18 protein-coding genes are annotated in these 19,392 nt (G+C 64.2%); 9 read left to right on the top strand and 9 right to left on the bottom strand.

Annotated elements, in window-relative coordinates; all coding sequences use genetic code 11:
- The first annotated feature begins 11 nt into the window (after positions 1 to 11).
- Positions 12 to 1,130 carry a diguanylate cyclase gene (locus tag NCT05_RS21370; protein ID WP_008352792.1) on the top strand — a complete coding sequence of 373 codons (1,119 nt, stop codon included), beginning with the start codon at positions 12 to 14 and terminating at the stop codon, positions 1,128 to 1,130.
- Between the two features lie 68 nt (positions 1,131 to 1,198).
- On the opposite strand, the gene NCT05_RS21365 is transcribed toward NCT05_RS21370, so the two are convergent.
- The 5 genes from NCT05_RS21365 to clcA all read right to left on the bottom strand — a co-directional run bounded on the left by NCT05_RS21365 (position 1,199) and on the right by clcA (position 5,204).
- Positions 1,199 to 1,360: a DUF1328 family protein gene (locus tag NCT05_RS21365; protein ID WP_008352793.1), complete on the bottom strand. Its 162-nt coding sequence runs from the start codon at positions 1,358 to 1,360 to the stop codon at positions 1,199 to 1,201.
- A 220-nt stretch (positions 1,361 to 1,580) separates the two neighbouring features.
- Positions 1,581 to 1,748: a hypothetical protein gene (locus NCT05_RS21360; protein ID WP_160172929.1), complete on the bottom strand. Its 168-nt coding sequence runs from the start codon at positions 1,746 to 1,748 to the stop codon at positions 1,581 to 1,583.
- Between the two features lie 284 nt (positions 1,749 to 2,032).
- On the bottom strand, positions 2,033 to 2,647 hold the full coding sequence (locus tag NCT05_RS21355) for a LysE family translocator (RefSeq protein WP_250503113.1): 615 nt from the start codon (positions 2,645 to 2,647) through the stop codon (positions 2,033 to 2,035).
- Positions 2,648 to 2,781: 134 nt separating this feature from the next.
- Positions 2,782 to 3,810: an aldo/keto reductase gene (locus tag NCT05_RS21350; protein ID WP_008352795.1), complete on the bottom strand. Its 1,029-nt coding sequence runs from the start codon at positions 3,808 to 3,810 to the stop codon at positions 2,782 to 2,784.
- 68 nt (positions 3,811 to 3,878) lie between these two features.
- A complete protein-coding gene (gene clcA / locus NCT05_RS21345) occupies positions 3,879 to 5,204 on the bottom strand; it encodes a H(+)/Cl(-) exchange transporter ClcA (protein ID WP_250503112.1) in 1,326 nt (441 codons plus the stop codon).
- A gap of 134 nt (positions 5,205 to 5,338) precedes the next feature.
- On the opposite strand from clcA, the gene NCT05_RS21340 reads away from it, so the two are divergent.
- The 3 genes from NCT05_RS21340 to NCT05_RS21330 all read left to right on the top strand — a co-directional run bounded on the left by NCT05_RS21340 (position 5,339) and on the right by NCT05_RS21330 (position 9,048).
- On the top strand, positions 5,339 to 7,624 hold the full coding sequence (locus NCT05_RS21340; protein WP_250497290.1) for a VTT domain-containing protein: 2,286 nt from the start codon (positions 5,339 to 5,341) through the stop codon (positions 7,622 to 7,624).
- On the top strand, positions 7,621 to 8,388 hold the full coding sequence (locus tag NCT05_RS21335; RefSeq protein WP_250503111.1) for an endonuclease/exonuclease/phosphatase family protein: 768 nt from the start codon (positions 7,621 to 7,623) through the stop codon (positions 8,386 to 8,388). The genes NCT05_RS21340 and NCT05_RS21335 overlap by 4 nt, the downstream gene beginning before the upstream one ends.
- 198 nt (positions 8,389 to 8,586) lie before the next feature.
- Positions 8,587 to 9,048, top strand: coding sequence for an HU family DNA-binding protein (locus NCT05_RS21330; RefSeq protein WP_008352802.1), 462 nt, complete (start codon positions 8,587 to 8,589; stop codon positions 9,046 to 9,048).
- Positions 9,049 to 9,189: 141 nt separating this feature from the next.
- Here the strand turns inward: NCT05_RS21330 and NCT05_RS21325 are convergent, their stop codons facing one another.
- Positions 9,190 to 10,092, bottom strand: coding sequence for a LysR family transcriptional regulator (locus NCT05_RS21325; RefSeq protein ID WP_033536698.1), 903 nt, complete (start codon positions 10,090 to 10,092; stop codon positions 9,190 to 9,192).
- Between the two features lie 121 nt (positions 10,093 to 10,213).
- Here NCT05_RS21325 and NCT05_RS21320 point away from each other — a divergent pair, with 121 nt between their 5' ends.
- A complete protein-coding gene (locus NCT05_RS21320) occupies positions 10,214 to 10,957 on the top strand; it encodes an SDR family oxidoreductase (RefSeq protein WP_008352806.1) in 744 nt (247 codons plus the stop codon).
- On the opposite strand, the gene NCT05_RS21315 is transcribed toward NCT05_RS21320, so the two are convergent.
- Positions 10,954 to 12,528: a 3'-5' exonuclease family protein gene (locus tag NCT05_RS21315; RefSeq protein ID WP_250503110.1), complete on the bottom strand. Its 1,575-nt coding sequence runs from the start codon at positions 12,526 to 12,528 to the stop codon at positions 10,954 to 10,956. The genes NCT05_RS21320 and NCT05_RS21315 overlap by 4 nt on opposite strands.
- Positions 12,529 to 12,667: 139 nt before the next feature.
- Here NCT05_RS21315 and NCT05_RS21310 point away from each other — a divergent pair, with 139 nt between their 5' ends.
- The 4 genes from NCT05_RS21310 to NCT05_RS21295 all read left to right on the top strand — a co-directional run bounded on the left by NCT05_RS21310 (position 12,668) and on the right by NCT05_RS21295 (position 16,746).
- On the top strand, positions 12,668 to 14,074 hold the full coding sequence (locus tag NCT05_RS21310) for a circularly permuted type 2 ATP-grasp protein (RefSeq protein ID WP_033536712.1): 1,407 nt from the start codon (positions 12,668 to 12,670) through the stop codon (positions 14,072 to 14,074).
- Between the two features lies 1 nt (position 14,075).
- Positions 14,076 to 15,029: an alpha-E domain-containing protein gene (locus NCT05_RS21305; RefSeq protein WP_008352812.1), complete on the top strand. Its 954-nt coding sequence runs from the start codon at positions 14,076 to 14,078 to the stop codon at positions 15,027 to 15,029.
- A gap of 3 nt (positions 15,030 to 15,032) precedes the next feature.
- Entirely contained in the window at positions 15,033 to 15,812 is a 780-nt protein-coding gene (locus tag NCT05_RS21300) for a transglutaminase family protein (protein ID WP_250503109.1), read from the top strand.
- 67 nt (positions 15,813 to 15,879) lie between these two features.
- The gene (locus NCT05_RS21295) at positions 15,880 to 16,746 is read left to right on the top strand and encodes a proteasome-type protease (RefSeq protein WP_008352816.1); all 867 of its coding nucleotides are present in this window, start codon (positions 15,880 to 15,882) and stop codon (positions 16,744 to 16,746) included.
- Between the two features lie 6 nt (positions 16,747 to 16,752).
- Here the strand turns inward: NCT05_RS21295 and NCT05_RS21290 are convergent, their stop codons facing one another.
- Together NCT05_RS21290 and NCT05_RS21285 are read right to left on the bottom strand one after the other, a co-directional pair.
- Complete coding sequence (locus NCT05_RS21290) at positions 16,753 to 17,685, bottom strand: glycerophosphodiester phosphodiesterase family protein (RefSeq protein ID WP_008352817.1); 933 nt, start codon at positions 17,683 to 17,685, stop codon at positions 16,753 to 16,755.
- 241 nt (positions 17,686 to 17,926) lie between these two features.
- Positions 17,927 to 19,090 carry a porin gene (locus NCT05_RS21285; protein WP_008352819.1) on the bottom strand — a complete coding sequence of 388 codons (1,164 nt, stop codon included), beginning with the start codon at positions 19,088 to 19,090 and terminating at the stop codon, positions 17,927 to 17,929.
- Between the last annotated feature and the right edge of the window lie 302 nt (positions 19,091 to 19,392).

Here is a 19,392-nt window from a genome sequence, read left to right as displayed (position 1 = left end):
ACACACGTTTCATGAAAACTCCTCATCCCGATCCGCTGGCCGAGCGCGCGAAACGGGCCGCGGCCGCCGCGTCGGCGAGCATCGAGCGCGCGGGCTCGCGTGCAATCGCGGACGAGCGCGCCGTGTCCGATCTGCTCGCCGCCGCATTGAACGCGCCGCCCGCCGCCGAGTTGCCGGTGATGGTGCTGCTCGTCGACGATCAGGCGATCATCGCGGAAGCGTTGCGCCGCGCGCTCGCCGAAGAGCGCAACGTCGATCTGCATTACTGCGCGAATCCGGAAGAGGCGTTGCGCACCGCGCAGGAAACGCGGCCGACGGTGATCCTGCAGGATCTCGTGATGCCCGGCGTCGATGGCCTGACGCTCGTGCGTCAGTACCGCGAGCATCCGGCGACGCGCGATATCCCGATCATCGTGCTCTCGACGAAGGAAGAGCCGCGCATCAAGAGCGCGGCATTCGCGGCGGGCGCGAACGACTATCTCGTGAAGCTGCCCGATACCATCGAGCTCGTCGCGCGCGTGCGCTATCACTCGCGTTCGTATCAGAACCTGCTGCAACGCGACGAAGCGTATCGCGCGCTGCGTCAGTCGCAGCAGAAGCTGCTCGAAACGAATCTGGAATTGCAGCGCCTGACGCATTCGGACGGGCTGACGGGTTTGTCGAATCGCCGCCGTCTCGACGATTATCTGAACGCGGAATGGCGGCGCGCCGCTCGCGAGCATGCGTCCATCGGCTTTCTGATGATCGATGTCGATAACTTCAAGTCGTACAACGACACGTATGGCCACGTCGCCGGCGACGATGTGCTGAAGCTCGTCGCGCATACGATCGAATCGAGTCTCGCCAGTCCGACCGATCTCGCCGCGCGCTTCGGCGGCGAGGAATTCGCGGTCGTGCTGCTCTCGACATCGGCGCCGGGCTTGCGTCTGCTCGGCGAGAAAATACGCATCGCGGTCGAGGCGCTGGACGTGCCGCATGCGGGTTCGTCGAGCGGGCGCGTGACGATCAGCGTCGGCGGCGCGATACAGATGGCGATGCACGACGATGCGTCGAAGCAGCTCGTCGAAGCCGCCGATCTCGCGCTGTATCGCGCGAAGAGAGACGGGAAGAACCGGGTGATCGTCACCTGACGAAAAAACGCGCGGCCTTCGTCGAAGCCCGCGCGTTTTGCTTTACGGCGTGTGCTGCGTGAATGGCGTCATCGCCTGAACACGCCGAGCAGCAAGGTCGCCAGAAAGATCACGATAAAGATGAAGAACAGGATCTTGGCGATTTCCGCCGCGCCCGTTGCGATTCCGCCGAAGCCGAAGACGGCCGCGATGATCGCGATGATGAAGAAGATGACAGCGTAACGGAGCATGTTGCCCTCCTTGGTGGATCGGATGATCGGTTGATCGGTCGATATGCAGGCGGATCGATGCCGCCGCTTTCGCTCATCGGTTTTCCCGCGCATCGTTCAAAGCAACGGACGTGCCCAGCGCATCGCCCGCGTGCCGGAGATGCAAAAACGCCGCAATGAAAGGAACATTGCGGCGTCGCGGATCGCGCTTGCCTTCGCGCGATGTGTCCGGCTGTCGAGGCTAACGGCCTAGTGTGCGATCGGAGTCGGTTTCATCGTCGTCGTCTTCGTCGTCGACGCTGTTGAGCGCATCCGGCAGGTTGTTCTCCAGTTCATCGCGTTCGATCTGATCGGCTAGGTCGAGGGATTTGCGCGTGGCGGGACCGGACGGGCGATTGGCTCCAGACATGGCGTACTCCTTGAACAGATTTCAAAGCCGCGCCGACGATTCGGCGCGAACCAACGGACTAGCAAGGCTTGTACGCGCCGGGCTGAATAGTCCGCCTTAAAGGATCGCTTAAGGATCAGTTGAGGATCGTTCGGGCGGAAAGGTGAACAGACCGTGCTGACGATAAAGAAACGCAGTCCCAATCTTGCAAGCAGGACGGCAGATTTTGCGTGCCGGCGCGTAAGGCCAGTATGCACCGGGACGCGCGTCGAGGCAAAGACGACGCGCATGTTTCGGATCGCGCATCAAGCGAAAAAATGGGCGACGATCGGATACAGCGACAACACGAGCAAGACGGCCATCGTGATGTTGAACATGCGCAACCGGCGCGGATCCGCGAGAAAGCGGCGCAGCGACGTGCCGAACGCGGCCCACATCGTGATGCACGGCAAGCCGATCACGACGAGCACGACGGCCATCAGCGCGGCGTTCAGCGAAAGACTCGCGTGCAGGTGGATCGTGCTCGCGGCGGTGAGCACCATCATCCACGCTTTGGGATTGATCCACTGGAACGCGATCGCTTCGTGAAAGCGCATCGGGCGCGCCTTGCTGTCGCGCATCTGCACCGACGACGACGTGCCGATCTTCCACGCCAGATACAGCAGATACGCGACGCTCGCCGCTTCCAGCACCGTGTAGAGGATCGGCAGACGCTCGAACGCCTGCGCGAGCCCGAGGCCGACCGCGATCATCAGGATCGCCATGCCCGCGCTGATGCCGAGCATGTGCGGCAGCGTGCGCCTCAACCCGAAATTGACGCCCGAGGCGAGCAGCATCGTGTTGTTGGGACCGGGCGTGATGGTCGTCACCAGCGCGAACAGCGCGGCGGCTGGAAGGGCGTTCAGAAGTTCGGCGGGCATGGCGCGCTCCGCAATGAAGGATTCGATGAGCGCCAAGTGTACGGAAGGTGTCCGGTACAGTACCGGTACAGATTGTCAGGTGACTTCCTGTACGGTGTCCGGACGCGACGGGCCGTCGCGCCCAGCCAACCTCCTTACACGGGGAACGGATTGCGTTCCGCGAATCCCTGTTGATGCCAGTACGGATACGCGGGCCGCACCGCACTCGCCTCATCGAGCTTCTTCACCTGTTCCGCCGTGAGGTTCCAGCCGACCGCGCCGAGGTTCTGCCGCAGTTGCTCCTCGTTGCGCGCGCCGATCAGCACAGTCGCGACCGTGGGGCGCTGCAGCAGCCAGTTGAGCGCGATCTGCGGCACGGTCTTGCCGGTTTCCTCGGCGATGGCGTCGAGCGCATCGACGACGCGGTACAGATATTCGTCCGGCACCGGCGGCCCCATGTCGGCGGTTTTGTGCAGACGGCTCGTCGCGGGCAGCGGCTGGCCGCGCCGAATCTTGCCGGTGAGGCGTCCCCAGCCGAGCGGGCTCCAGACGATCGCGCCGACGCCCTGATCGATGCCGAGCGGCATCAGCTCCCATTCGTAATCGCGGCCGATCAGCGAGTAGTAAGTCTGATTCGCGACATAGCGCGGATAGCCGTAACGGTCGGCCACATCGAGCGATTTCTGCAAATGCCAGCCCGAGAAATTCGACACGCCCGTATAGCGGATTTTTCCGGCGCGCACGAGATCGTCGAGCGTGGAAAGCGTCTCTTCGACGGGCGTTTTCGCATCGAAGCCATGCAACTGGAACACGTCGATGTAATCCGTTTGCAGGCGTTCCAGTGCCCCGTTCACGGCCTTGATGAGATGAAAGCGCGACGAACCGACGGCGTTCGGGTCGTTGTCGTCGAAGCGGAAGGTCGCCTTGGTCGAGACGATGACCTTGTCGCGCCGGCCCTTGAGCGCCTCGCCGAGTATCGATTCCGACGTGCCGCGCGAGTAGATGTCGGCGGTGTCGAACATCGTCACGCCCGCGTCGAGGCAGATGTCGACGAGCTTGCGCGCTTCGCTCACGTCGGTCTCGCCCCACGCCTGAAAGAGTTCGCCCTTGCCGCCGAAAGTGCCGGTGCCGAAGCTCAGGACGGGAACCTTGAAGCCCGAAGCACCGAGATGTCGATATTCCATTGCGTGTCCTCGTGGATGAAGTCCATCGACGAGACTACCGCAACGGCTCGACGCATGCAGCGTCCGCGTCAGCGATGCCGCGCCGCGCGTTCGCCGAGCGAATCGTAGATCGGCGGCACGCGCAGGAGCATCGGCACGATCATCGCGGTGAAGCAGGCGGTGAGCATCGGCAGAAGCAGCGTGAAGCTCGCCGTCATTTCCGTGACGAGCACGATGCCCGTCACCGGCGCGCGCACCACCGCGACGAAGAACGCCGCCATGCCGACCACCGCGAACGTGGCGGTGTCGCCGGCGGGGTTCGCCATGCCGGGAAACCAGTCGAGACATACGCGGCCGAACACGAGGCCTGTCTGCGCGCCGAGCGCGAGCATCGGCGCGAAAAGGCCGCCTGGCGTGCCCGCCGCATACGACACCGGGCCGAGCACGAAGCGCAACGCGAACATCGCCGTCACGCTCGCGACGGTTCCCGCGCCGAGCAGCGCGCGCTCGGTGAGCGCATCGCCGCCGCCGGCGAGAGCCGGCGCGAACCACGCGAGCAGGCCGACCGCCGCGCCGACCACGGCGGCGCGCGCCGTCGCATGTTTCACCGATGCGGGCGGCGCGATCGAGTCGGCGACATCGATCGTCCAGAGAATCACGCGGCTGTACAGCGCGCCGAGCAGCCCCAGCAACAGGCCGAGCACGAGATGCGCGCCGGTCATCTCGAAGCCGGGAAACGGCTGCGCGGGCAGATGAAAGTCGGGCAGATCGCCATGCAGCAGACGCGCCATCGCGATCGCGCTCGCGGATGCGCCGAGCGCCGCGACCGCCGTGCGGGTATCGAAACGGCGCATCAGTTCTTCGAGCACGAACACTGCGCCCGCGATCGGCGCATTGAACGCCGTGGCGAGCCCCGCGCCCGCGCCGGCCGCGAGCAGCACACGGCAATCGCCGGCATTGCGCCTGAAAGACGTGCCGATGGCATGTGCGATCGATGCACCCATCTGCACGGTCGGACCTTCGCGGCCGAGCGCGAGCCCCGCGCCGATGGCGAGCACGCCGCCCACGAACTTGATCGGGATGAGCACGAGCGGCGCAGGCGGCACGCTGCCGTGCAGTACCGCTTCGACGTGTGGAATGCCGCTGCCGCTCGCCATCGGCGCGAAACGCGCGACGAGCCATGCGGCGAGCGCGGATGCCGCCGTCGCCGCGAGCACGACGAGCACGATCGCCGCATCGTGGCCCGCGTGCGCCCACGCGACGAACGCGTTGCGCCAGATATCGCCGCGTTCGAGCGCGAAGCGAAAGAGCACGCCGATCGCGCCCGTCGCCGCCCCCACGACCACCGATGCCGCCGCGAGCGGAACGAGTCCTGCGCGCTCATCGTCCTGATTGGTGACTTCGTTATCGTTCATCGCGCATGTCGCTCCGGAATCGGCATGTGCAACGAAGCGTAACATCGCGCGGCGCGGCGGGCATGGGGCTTGCAAAACGAAAGTTATTTCGCCGCGAAGCCCGTCGCGGGGTATGCAGAGGCACACAGAGGCACATGAACCACGCAAACGACGAGCCGTTTTTTCAGCCAGGGCGCAATTGCGCGAGCGTGCGTCACGCAGATCGCTTCAGTCTGCTCATCGATGGCGCCGATTATTTCCGCGTGCTGCGCGAGGCGCTCACGCGCGCGGAGCGCACGGTGTTCATCCTCGGCTGGGATATCGATAGCCGCATGAAGCTCACGCCCGAAGGCGCGGACGACGGCTATCCCGAAGCGCTCGGCGATTTTCTGCACGCGCTCGCGGGCGACAAGCGGCGGTTGCGCATCTACATTCTCGCTTGGGATTTCGCGATGCTCTACGCATTCGAGCGCGAATGGCTGCCCGTCTACAAGATGGGCTGGCGCACGCACCGGCGCATCGCGTTCCAGATGGACGGCAAGCATCCGCTCGGCGGATCGCAGCATCAGAAGATCGTCGTGATCGATGATCGCGTGGCATTCGTCGGCGGACTCGATCTCACGCGCTCGCGCTGGGACACGTCCGCGCACGCGCCCGACGAGCCGCTGCGCCGCGATGCGAACGGCGCGGCATATCAGCCGTTTCACGACGTCCACACGATGTTCGATGGCGACGCCGCGCGCGAAATCGGCCAGCTCGCACGCGAACGATGGGCCCGCGCATGCGGCAAGCGCCTCGCGATTCGCGCGCATCGGGCGACGCTGCAGAACGATCCGTGGCCGCCTTCGCGACGCGTCGATCTCGAAGATGTCGATATCGCCATCTCGCTCACCGAGCCGGATTATCTCGGCCGCGAACCGGTGCAGCAGATTCGCACGCAGTATCTCGACGCCATCGCGCGGGCGCGGCGCAGCATCTATATCGAGAACCAGTACTTCACTTCGGGGACGATCGGCGCGGCGCTCGCGGATTCGCTCGCGCGCGAGGACGGACCCGATCTCACGATCGTCGTGCCGCGCAATCAGAGCGGCTGGCTTCAGGAAGTGACGATGGGCGTGCTGCGCGCGCGCCTGCACAGGCTTCTGAAGAGCGCCGACGCGCACGGGCGTTATCGGCTGCTGTGCCCGAGCGTGCCGAAGCTCGGCGACGCGATCGTCAACGTGCACAGCAAGCTGATGATCGTCGACGACGAATTGCTGATCGTCGGTTCGGCCAATCTGAACAATCGCTCGATGGTCCTCGACAGCGAATGCAACGTCTCGATCGATGCGGGCGCGGATGCGCGTATCCGCCGCGCGATCGCGACGATGCGCGACACGCTGCTCGCCGAGCATCTCGGTTGCGATATCGCGGATGTGGTGCGCGAACGAGAGGCGCGCAACGGCACGAATGCGGGAATTCAGGCGCTGTTGCGCGACCGCGACGAACATCGCACGATGGTGCCGCTCGATCCGCAAGTGTCGACGGAGCTCGACCAGCTGATTCCGCCCGAGGCGCTGATCGATCCCGAAACGCCGATCGCCGCCGACGAACTCGTCGATCAGTTCGTGCCTGCGGAAAAGACGCGTCCGCTCATCGGCCGCTTCGCGCTGCTCGGCATGTTCGCGCTGATGGTCGTGGTCGTCGCGGGTCTGTGGCACTGGACGCCGCTCGGCGATTACGTGAACCTGAAGTCGCTCACGAACGCGACGCGCCATATCGATTCGCTGCCGCTCGCGCCGGTCTGGATCGTGCTCGGCTATGTCATCGCGGCCGTCATGGCCGTGCCGATCACGTTGCTGATCGCGACGACGGGCATCGTTTTCGGCGCGTCCTGGGGCGCGGCTTATGCGTTCATCGGCACGACGATTGCAGCGGCGATATCGTATTCCCTTGGCAATTGGCTCGGCCGTGACGCGGTGCGCAAGCTCGCGGGCGCGCGCGTCAACCGGCTGTCCGAACGCGTGGCGAAGCGCGGCATCGTCGCGGTCGTCGTGTTGCGGATCTTGCCCGTTGCACCATTTGCGATCGTCAATCTCGTGGCGGGCGCATCGCATATCCGCATGCGCGACTTCATGATCGGCACGATGCTCGGCATGGGCCCCGGCATCTTTCTGACGGTCGCGTTCGCGCATCAGTTCGTCGCGTCGCTGCATCGGCCGACGGTCGGCTCGTTCGCGGTGCTGATCGGCATCGGCGCGGCGCTGATCGGCGCGTCGCTGCTGCTGCAGCGCTTTCTCGGCGGCAAGAATCGTCACGACGCGCACGAAGGCGCACCGAGCGATGCGGACAAATCGCGCGCCAGCGACGAAGCCAAACGCGCGAGCGAACTGCGCGAGAACGGCACGATGCCGCGCGAATCATCGACGAAAAACGAGCGCCCCGACGAGGTCAACTCATGACGCTGATGCGCGAGACCGTCATCGAACGCGAATATATGAAGGACGCGCGCGCACGCGAGCTGCGCATCGCCACATACAACTTGCATGGCGCGATAGGCATCGACGGCAAGTTCGCGCCGGAACGCATCGGCGCAGTGCTCGCCGAGATCGATGCGGACATCTTCGCGCTGCAGGAAGTGCCGCTCGGCGGCAGCGGCGCGCCCGATGTGCTCGACGTGCTGCAACGCATGACGAACCTGAACGCGGTCGCGGGCCCGACGCTCGACACGCCCGAACGGCGTTACGGCAACGCAGTGCTCACGCGCTATCCGGTGCGCGCGGTCCGCACGCTCGATCTTTCGTTCAGGAGCCGCGAGCCGCGCGGCGCGCTCGATGCCGACATCGATTGCGGCGGCGAACTCTGGCGTGTGGTCGCGACGCATCTCGGGCTTGCATCGAGCGAAAGGCGCGCGCAAGTGGAGCAAGTGCTGCAAAGCTTCGATACGCCCGCGCTGCCCGTGATCCTGCTCGGCGATCTGAACGAATGGTTCGTCTATGGCCGCACGTTGCGGCGGCTCGTCACGCACTTTCATCGCGCGAGTGCGTTACGCACCTTTCCGACGCGCTATCCGCTCTTCGCGCTCGATCGCATCTGGGTGCATCCGGGCGAACGTCTCATGCGTGTCGATGTGCATCGCACGCCGCTTTCGCGTATCGCATCGGATCACTATCCGCTCATCGCGCATATCGCGCATCGCGCATTTGCATCGTCGATGCAGCGATAAAGCGCGCGACGTATGCGATGTAAACGCGGCTCCATGACTTGCGTGTCAGCGCGACGCCACGAAAAACCCCTATAAAAACGATATAAAAGCGCAAAAGACTCGCACGAACTCGCTTGGCCTATGTAGAATCCGGCGTGATACGAACGCATCGGTGCGAACGTATTCGAATATCACTGACCAAAAACAGGTAGGAGAAACATGCCGACTTCCGCTAAAACCGCTGCCAAGAAAGCCCCGGCCAAGAAGGCCACGGCGAAGACCGCTGCCGCACCGGTGAAGAAAGCAGCAGCACCGAAAGTTGCCGCGAAGAAAGTAGCCGCGAAGAAGACCACGAGCGGCGCTCCCACGCCGATCAAGGACACGTTCACGAAGGCATCGCTCGCAACGCATCTCGCAGATCGCGCCGCTGTCGACGTGAAAGCGGTGAAGGCCGTGCTGGTCGCGCTGGAAGACACCATCCTCGGTTCGATCCACAAGAAGGGCGCTGGCGAATTCACGCTGTCGGGCCTGCTGAAGATCACCGCGCAAGCCGTGGCCGCGAAGAAGAAGCGCTTCGGCAAGGACCCGTTCACGGGCGAGGAGCGCTGGTTCCCGGCCAAGCCGGCAAGCGTTCGCATCAAGGCGCGCGCGCTGAAGAAGCTGAAGGACGCAGCGGCTTAAGTCTCTTTCGCCGGCATCACGGCTTCGGTTTCGTTGGCGAAATCGAAGCGCGTCGAACAAGAGGCCAGCTTCCCTTCATTGGGATGCTGGCCTCTTTTGCTTTCTCGTCCCTTGCTTTTGCGTTCCTTGCTTTTGCTTTCCTTATGACGCGCGCGCGTTGAAAGGCGCGAAGATCTCGCTCAACCAATCCGCGAAAACCCGTACGCGCGCGGAGAGCTGCCGGTTATGCGGATACAGCACGGAGATCGGCATCGGTGGTGGCGGAAGGTTGGGAAGCACGAGTCGCAGACGGCCGTTGTTCAAAGCATCGTCGACGTGATAGCGCGGCACCTGCACGATGCCGAGTCCGGCGAGTGCGGCTTGCGTATAGAGTTCGACGCCCGACACCGAAACCGACGCCTGCAATTCGATGGTCTCGATACGCCCGTCGACGCTGAACTCCAGCGGCAATGCACGACCCGTCGCGCTCGATACGAAGTTCACCGCGCGATGCGATGCAAGCGCTTCGAGATCATCCGGCGTGCCTTCACGCGCGAGATACGCGGGACTCGCCACGGTGACTTGTTCGAGCAGCGCGACGCGCCGGCCGATCATCGACGAATCCTGCAACATGCCCGCGCGCAGCACGCAATCGACGCCTTCGCGCACGAGATCGACGAGCCTGTCGTCCTCGCCGATATGCAGTTCGATCTGCGCATGACGCTCGAGAAACGCGGGCAGTCCCGGCATGATGAAATGCCGCGCGAGCGTGCCTTGCAGATTCACGCGCAACAAACCCTTCGGCTCCGCGTGCTTGAACGAGCCTTCCGCTTCTTCCAGATCGGCGATGAGACGCACGCAACGCCGATAGTGCTCTTCGCCATCGGGCGTGAGGCGCACCGTGCGCGTCGTGCGTTCGAGCAGGCGCGCGCCGAGCCGCTCTTCCATGCGCTTCATCAGATTAGTGACGGTGGCGCGCGGTATCTGCAGATCGTCGGCCGCTTGCGTGAAGCTGTGCCGCTCCGCGATACGCACGAAGACCTGCATTTCCTGGAATCGATCCATGGCGAATGGGCGGTGAATTGTTAAAGCTACTGGAACGATGATACTAATCCACGCACGATGATCGCGAAAACGGAATGATTCATCATGCTTCTCATCGAACAGCCACTTTGAGGAGCCCATCATGAGTCAGACTCAATCGAAACGCGTGGCGATCGTCACGGGCGCGTCGCGCGGCATCGGCGCCGAGATCGCGCGGCGTCTTGCACGCGACGGCTTCGCGGTCGCGGTGAACTATGCGTCGAGCGCGAAGGAAGCGGATGCGCTCGTCGTGCAATTGCGCGAAGCGGGAAACACGGCGATCGCCGTAAAAGCGGATGTCGCCAAAGCCGACGACGTGCGCGACATGTTCGAGACCGTCGAAGCGCAGCTAGGCAAAGTCGATGCGCTCGTCAACAACGCGGGCGTTCTGAAGACCGCGCCGCTCGCCGACACAAGCGATGCGCTTTACGACCAGACGTTCGATATCAACGTGCGCGGCACGTTCAACACGCTGCGCGAAGCGGCGGCGCGCATGAAGGGCGGCGGGCGCATCGTGAACTTTTCGAGCACGACGCTCGCGCTCAACATGCCCGGCTACGCGATCTACAACGCGACGAAGTCCGCGGTCGAATCGTTCACGCATGTGTTCGCGAAGGAGTTGCGCGGACGCGGCATCACGGTGAATGCGGTCGCGCCCGGACCGGTGGCGACGTCGCTGTTCCTCGAGGGCAAGACCGACGAGCAGATCGCCACGTTCTCGAAGATGCCGCCACTCGAACGTCTCGGTCAGCCGGACGATATCGCCTCGATCGTCGCGTTTCTCGTCGGGCCCGATGCGGGCTGGGTCAACGGGCAGGTGCTGCGCGCGAACGGCGGCATCGCTTAAAGCATCAGCGCGAACTGGTCGTCGGCGGGTGCGCGGCGCTTCGTCGTCGCGCGTTTCGTCTGCTGTGTGACGGCGGCGCGCGCGGGCGCGTCCTGTACGACGAGTTGGAACGCAGGCCGCGCATCGCATGCGATCCATTGCAGTTGTTCCGGCGCGAGGCGCTTCGCGATCAGGCTGTACACATCCGAGTCGAACGGGCGTAGGTCGGGCGAGTCGGCGAGGAGCGGCGCGATGCCGTCGCGTGTCGGGCATGTGCCGATATAGCACCATCGATCGATTACGTGCCACGCTTCGCGACCCGATGCTTCATCGCGCTCGCAGACGGCGATCGGCCCTTCGTGCGGCCATTTCACGAGGCGCGCGCCTTCGAGCGCATCGAGCGCACGCGAGGCGTGATCCGCGAGCGTTTCGATTCCCGCACACGACCCGAGGCAGCGTTTCACCTGATAGCCGAAGCAGCCGCGCCCCGGCGAAAGCGGCGCTTTTTCGAGGCCGAGCGTCGCGTGACAGAGATTGTGTTCATCCGCCAGATGGCGCATGAACGCATGCGCTTTCGCGCGCGACGCGAACACGCCGAAGAGATGTTCCTCGCGCGACAGATCGCGTTTGTTCGCCTTCACGAGCGTCGGCGCGTGCGCGCCCGGTAGCCACTGCCACGCACACGTTGCCGATGCGCCTTTGAGCAAGCGATTGTGCGTCGGCTTCAGCTCCTTCACGAGCTTCGCTTCGAGCAGCAGCGCGCCGAGCTCTCCGACCGTCTCGCGGCATTCGATGCGACGGATCGCCTGCGAGATCGACAAGTCCTTCTGAAGCCTGTGATCGCCCGAAAAATGCGCCGCAACGCGTTGTTTCAGGTTGATGCTCTTGCCGACATAGAGCGGCACGTCGTCGTCGCCGTGAAAGAGATAGACGCCGGGCGCCGACGGCAACGCATCGAGCGCGCCTTCGGGCAGCGCGGCGGGCAAGCTCGCGCGGCGCACGAGCGTTTTGATGGCTGCGTCGACGAGATCCTGCGAATAGAGCGCGTGAATCTTCTGCCAGAACTGCCAGAGCAGGTCGGCGTCGGCGAGCGCGCGATGGCGTCCTTCGGGCGCGAGGTTCAGCCGCGCGATGAGCGCATCGAGACCATGTCTTTCGACCGACGGAAAGAGCGCGCGCGACAGCCGCACCGTGCACAGCGTATCCGCGCGAAACGCGATGCCCGCGCGGCGAAAGGCGTTCTTGAGGAAGCCGTAATCGAAGCGCGCGTTGTGCGCGACGAAGAGCTTGCCGTGCAGCCGCTCGGCGAGCGCGGGCGCGAGCGATTCGAAGGTGGGCTGGCCGCGCAGCATGGCGTCGTCGATGCCGGTCAGGCGCGCGATGAACGGCGGGACCGGCACGCCCGGATCGACGAGCACGCTCCAGCGCTCGATGCCCGCCGTGCTCGCTTCAACGACGCCGATTTCGGTGATGCGGTCCTCGGTCGCGTTCGAGCCGGTGGTTTCCAGATCGACGAAAACGATCGGGCGCGCGAGTCCTGCGAGAAGGGCATCGGCGAGGGAATCGGCTTCGTCTTCGAAAGCGTCGGACATGATGAAACGTTGAGCGTTGAGCGGGCAGTCTAGCGCGAAACGGCCGTGCACCATGAACGCGCGCTAAAAAAGTGGCGCACGTCGCGCACTTTCGTCCGATACTGCAAGGAAATGCGGTAAAAAAACGAAGGACGCAATGATGCAGATCTACGATGAAATGCGTCAGGACGACACCGTGCGCAGTCACTACGCGCGGTTTTCACGCTGGCTCGCGCAGCAGCGCCCCGAAACCATCGCGAGAAAGCGCGCCGAAGCGGACGTGCTGTTCCGGCGCGTCGGCATCACGTTCGCGGTGAATGGCGATCTGTCCGGCACCGAGCGGCTCATTCCCTTCGACATGATTCCGCGCATCATTCCCGGCGACGAATGGCGCGTGCTCGAAGCCGGTTTGCGGCAGCGCGTGCAGGCGCTCAATCTCTTTCTGCACGATATCTACCACGACGGCGACATCGTGCTCGCCGGGCGCGTTCCGGCCGAACAGGTCTACACGAACGCGCAATATCGGCCGGAAATGCAGGGCGTCGACGTGCCGCTCGACGTCTACGCGCATATCGCGGGCGTCGATGTGGTGCGCGCGGGCGCGGCGGGCGAGTTCTACGTGCTCGAAGACAATTTGCGCGTGCCGTCGGGCGTGTCGTACATGCTCGAAAACCGCAAGATGATGATGCGGCTCTTTCCCGAACTCTTCGTGCAGAACCGCGTCGCGCCGGTCGCGCATTATCCCGACCTGCTGCTGGAAACATTGCGTTCGATCGCGCCTGAAGGCGTCGACGATCCGGCGGTCGTCGTGCTGACGCCCGGCATGTACAACTCGGCGTACTTCGAGCACACCTTCCTCGCGCAGCAGATGGGCGTGGAACTCGTCGAGGGCAAGGATCTTTTCGTCGACGACAACTATGTCTTCATGCGGACGACGCACGGCCCGCGCCGCGTCGACGTGATCTATCGCCGCGTGGACGACGACTTTCTCGATCCGCTCGCGTTTCGCGCCGATTCGGCGCTCGGCATCCCTGGCTTGCTGACGTCGTATCGCGCGGGGCGCGTGACGCTCGCGAACGCGATGGGCACCGGCATCGCCGACGACAAATCGATCTATCCGTTCGTGCCCGACATGATCGAGTTCTATCTCGGCGAGAAGCCGATCCTGAACAACGTGCCGACGTTTCAGTGCCGCAAGCCCGACGATCTCGCGTACACGCTCGCGCATCTGCCGGAGCTCGTCGTGAAGGAAGTGCACGGCGCGGGCGGCTACGGCATGCTCGTCGGGCCGGCATCGACGCAAGAGGAAATCGAAACCTTTCGCGCGTTGCTGCTCGCGCGGCCCGAAGGCTATATCGCGCAGCCGACGCTCGCGCTCTCCGCGTGCCCGACCTTCGTCGAGGCGGGCATCGCGCCGCGTCATATCGATTTGCGGCCGTTCGTGCTGTCGGGCCGCGAAGTGTCGATGTGCGCGGGCGGCCTCACGCGCGTCGCGCTGCGCGAAGGCTCGCTCGTCGTCAATTCGTCGCAAGGCGGCGGGACCAAAGATACGTGGATGGTCGAATGACATGCTGAGCCGAACCGCCGATCACCTGTTCTGGATGGCGCGTTACATGGAGCGCGCCGAGAACACCGCGCGCATGCTCGACATCAACATGGAAGGCGCGCTCCTGCCGCAAACGCCCGAGCAGGAAGCCCGCGCGCAGCGTTCGGTGCTGAAGATATCCGAGCTGGAAGACATGTTCGACGCGCGTCATCCGGGATCGCGCTCGCGCGAGGACATGCTGCACTTCATGGTCGCCGATGCGCGCAATCCGTCGAGCATCCTCTCGTGCCTGCAGGCGACGCGCGAAAATGCGCGCGCGGTGCGCGGCACGCTCACCACCGACGGCTGGGAAACGATCAACTTCACCTGGCTCGAATTCACTCAGCGCCTCGCGAACATGGAACTGCAAACGAGCCCGGATGCACTGTTCGAATGGGTCAAGTACCGCTCGAATCTGTGCCGCGGCGTGATGCAGGGCACCGCGCTGCGCGACGACGCGTTTTTCTTCATGCAGCTCGGCGCGTATCTCGAACGCGCGGACAACACGGCGCGCATTCTCGATGTCCGTTTCGCCGATGCCACGCCGAACTCGCGCGAAGCCGCGCGGCAGCTCGAAGACTTCTACTACTGGACGTCGATACTGAGTTCCGTGTCGGCGCTGGAGATTTATCGCAAGGTGTATCGCGATGTCGTGACGCCCGCGCGCGTCGTCGAACTGCTGATCCTCAACGAGCAGATGCCGCGTTCGCTGCTGGCATCGCTCGACGGCGTCTGCGACACGCTCGCGAAATTGCGCACGGACGCGTCGAAGGAATGCGAGCGTTTCGCGGGCAAGCTGCGCGCCGATGTGCTGTATGCCGACATCCGCCAGATACTCGAAACGGGCGTGCACGCGTGGCTGACGCAGTTTCTCAAGCGTGTCGACGAACTCGGCCTGCGCGTGATGCACACCTTCCTCATGTTGCCGATCGCGTGAATCATGCTGCTGACCATTCGCCACGACATCCGCCATCGCTACGCCACGCCGGTCACGTATTCGATCCAGCAGTTTCGCGTGAGTCCGGCGAGCGGCGCGTCGCAGATCGTGCGGCACTGGCATGTCGAAGCGCCGGGCAAGCTCGACCTCACGCGCGACGCCTACGGCAACGCGCTGCACACGCTCGTGCTGACGAAGCCGCACAGCGAGATTCATGTGAGCGTGGCGGGCGAGATCGAAACGGAGGCTTTATCCGATGGCCGTCTCTTCGATGAAGCCGGTCCGATTCCGCTCGAACATTTCACCTGTCCCACGCGGCTTACCGCGCCCGATGCCGCGATCCGCGAGCTCGCGCACGGCGTCGACGCGCTCGATACGCCCGCGTCGCTCATCGCGCTGACGGAGCGTATCGGCGAGCGCGTGCGGTATCGCAAGGAGCCGGCGTATGCGGCGGGCACGGCGGCGCAGGCGCTCGCGAGCGGCTTCGGCGATGCGCGCGATCTCGCGCATCTGATGCTCGCGTGCTGCCGCGCGCGGGGCGTGCCGGCGCGCTGCGTGAGCGGCTATCTGGATGCGGACGTGCACGCCTGGACCGACGTGTGGATCGAGCACGGCTGGGTGTCGATCGATGCGACCCGGGCGGCGTTCGCGGGCGAGCGTCATTGCCGTCTTGCCGTCGCGCGCGATTACGAATCGGCGGCGCCGGTGCGCGGCTCGCGCGTCGGCGGGAAGGAGGAAACGCTGACGGTGCATGTGAGCATGGATACACAGCCGGATCAGTGAACGCATCGATGCGACGGGCGGTCGCGCTCAGTACAATGTGGGTTTGCTTGTTTCAGGACGGATCGACATGACTTATTGCGTGGGCATGTGCGTGGACGAGGGACTCGTGTTCCTGTCCGACACGCGCACCAACGCCGGCGTGGACCACGTGAGCGCCGCGCGCAAGATGGCTGTTTTCGAACAGCCGGGAGAGCGCGTACTCGTCCTGCTCGCGGCGGGCAATCTCGCCTTGACGCAGGCGGTGACGCATCTGCTCGTGGAGCCCTCCGATCCGAACGCGCCCACGCTGTATAGCGTCCAGACGATGGCGGAAGCCGCGCGCATCGTCGGCGATGCGGTGCGCGAGGTGCATCGGCGCGACGCGCTGTCGCTCGCTGAATTCAGCGTCGACTTCAATTGCAGCTTCATCCTCGGCGGACAGATCTTCGGCCAGCCGCCGCGACTCTTCATGATCTACGCGGCGGGCAATTTCATCGAATCGACGCGTGTGTCGCCGTATTTCCAGATCGGCGAATCGAAGTACGGCAAGCCGATCATCGATCGCGTCATCACGCCGTCGTCGCCGCTCGACGAAGCCGCCAAATGCGCGCTCATTTCGATGGATTCGACGCTGCGCTCGAATCTCTCGGTCGGTCTGCCGCTCGATCTGCTGGTCTACGAGAAGGACTCGCTGCGCGTCACGCGCTTCGCCACGCTCGACAACAACAGCGCGTACTACCAGATGATCAACAAGACCTGGGGCGAGCGTCTGAGGCAGCTTTTCGGCGAGATTCCGAACCCTTCGTGGACCGAGCTCGACAATGTTCCGCTGCGTCCGCGCGAGACGCGCAGCACGGTGCCGCGGCTCGTCATCGGCGATCTGCCGTGCCCGGGCGCGCCCGCGCAGACGCTCGCGCAAGACGTCGAATCGAACGGCAACGCGCCGCATCAGTGAGCGGCTTCAGGGGCACGGCAGCGGCAGCGCAATGCCCGACCTGACCGCTTGCATCTTTCGCGGCGAATCGGTGAGCACGGCCGTCATGCCGATACAGGCGGCGGCGCGATAATCGTCGGCGTTGTCGATGCCGATCGCGAGGATCGGGGTCTCGCCTCTGGTGCGAAAGCACTGCACCGCTGCGGGCGTCCAGAGTCTCGACGTCACCGCCGAGCGCGCTTCCCCGAGCGTGAACGTTTCGACCAATTCCATCTTTCTCGCATACTCGAACGCGGTCCATCTTCCGGGCGACGGTGCGTCCTTGCACGTGGATTCGAGCGCCACGTAGGCGAGGCGGGCGCGTGTCGCATCGCGCGACTCGAACAGCCGCGAACGTGCCTGCGGATAGGCCGAGAAGGCCCGTTGATAGGCGGCATCGGTCGAATAGATCAGCACGCGTGACCACGCGTTTTCCTCGTCCAGCACGCGCGCGACCGCCGCCGTCTGAGGTCCGGCGGGCAATGCCTTCATGTCGAGCATCACGGGTACGTCGGGCGGAATCACGCGCAACGCCTGCGCGAGCGATGGAATACGCAGCGCGTGATCGCGATACGGATAGCGCGTCACGCCGTTTCCATCGGCGAGGGCGAAGTTCCGTCCGGCGTCGAGATGTTGCAGCGCGCCGAAGTCGTGGTCCGCGACCGTTCCGTTGCCATCCGTGTTGGTCGAGAGATCGGCCGGGCGATAGAGCACCGGCACGCCATCGCGGGTGAGTTGCACTGTGAGCCAGATCGCATCGGCGCGATTGTGCAGCGCGCCCTGGATGGCGATCAGCGTGTTCTCCGGGTAATCGGCTGCGCCGCCGCGATGCGCGATGATCATCGGCAAGGCGGACGCGTGCGCAGTATCGGACCGATGCGCGGCTGTCGTGCAGGCGGTTGCGGCGATGCACGCCGCCATTGCAAGCGGAGCCAGAAGTCTTGAGCGAAGCGGCATTCAGCGAACCCCCGGTGCATTGAGATTCGGCCGATTCTGCCGCCGTTGTCCGGGCGGGATGACGCGCACGCGGTTGATTCAACACTTTGTTGCGCTTGCCGCTTTCGGACGCGAAAAAAAAACAGCCATCGGAAAACCGATGGCTGTTCGAGGATGCTGCTGTCCTTCCGGCGCGGCACTCGCGTGCCACGCCAGTCGGTTGTTCTTAGAACTTGTGGCGCAGGCCGATGAGCACCAGTTCCTGGTGGCTGCGGCCGCTTGCGAAACCGAAGTCGCTGATCGAAGCTTGCGCTTCTTGCGTCGAGCCGTCCGCGTTGCGCTGCGTGCCGCTTGCGTGCTGATACGCGCCGACAGCGTAGACGTCCGTGCGCTTCGACAGCGAGTAGTCCGCGCCGATCGAAACCTGGTGGTAGTTGGCCGACGTGTCGCCGCTGCCGTGCGTGTACGTGTAGCCCAGGCCGAGCAGCGTTGCCGGCGTCAGCTGGAAGTTCAGGTACGCGTTGGCGACGTTGAACTTCTCTTGTTCCGTGAACGTCGAGCTGCCGTCGTTCTTGTACTGAGCGAAGCTGTACGAAGCGCCGGCCGTGAACGGACCGAACACGTACTGGCCTGCGCCGCGCGCGATGGCGACTGCGTGGGCCGTCTGGTAGCCGACGTTGATCACCGTGTTGAACAGCGAATCCGACGACGGGCTGTTCCAGCCGGTGGTGCCGGTCGTGCGGCCAGCCGTCGGGTTGTTCACGTACAGGTAGCTGGCGGCCAACGAGAACGGACCGTTGCCGTACGTTGCAGCGGCACCCCAGGTCTGGCCCTGGCCGGTAGCGCCCGCGAGGTTGCTGAAGCCGTAGATGCCTTCGAACTGGAAGCCGGAGAACACCGGCGACACGTACTTGACGGCGTTGCTCACGCGCAGGCTGTTGTCGTAGTTGTCGACGTCGCCCGGCGTTGCGAAGGCAGCGCCCCAGTAGTTGTCGGCCGTGAGGCCCTGAACCATGTCGACCGACGGGTCATACTGACGACCCAACGTGACCGTACCCCACTGGTTGCCGCTCAAACCGACGAACGCTTGACGGCCGAACAGACGACCACCCTGGTTCGACTGACCCGTGCCCGGATCGAAGCCGCTTTCCAACTGGAAGATTGCCTTGAGGCCGCCACCGAGGTCTTCCTGACCCTTCAAGCCCCAACGCGGGCCGGACAGCGTGCCGTTGACCATGCCGAACAGATGGTCGCCGTTTTCGTTGGCGTGGCTCACATATGCGAGACCGGTATCGATCACGCCATAGAGCGTCACGCTCGTTTGTGCTTGCGCCGCGCCTGCTGCGCCGAGCAGCGCCAGCGAGAGGGACGTCAGTGCGATTCGTTTCATCGAATTCTCCACGCGAATGATTAATCGTTGTTGCCGGCGCAGAGAATAACGCAACGTTTCGTAACTTCAGAAACGAAAAAATATTGACTGTCTCGAAAAACACACACTTGGGCGTGAAGCCCGCCTGTCAAGGTTCTCAGGCAGTCGCAAGGGGAATTTTGGGAGACAGGGCTATCGCGGAAAAGTTCCGCGCGCAATCGGACATTTGAATCGGATTTCCCGGACGCCGATATTCGATTACTTGCTTTTCAAATAACAAATCGCTTTCCCGGCGCGCGATCTTTCGGATTCGACGGACAGCC

Source organism: Caballeronia sp. AZ7_KS35 (genome assembly GCF_023631045.1).
Lineage (GTDB): Bacteria > Pseudomonadota > Gammaproteobacteria > Burkholderiales > Burkholderiaceae > Caballeronia > Caballeronia zhejiangensis.
The sequence above is the reverse complement of the archived record's forward strand: the minus strand, read 5'-3'. Positions and strand labels throughout refer to the sequence as shown.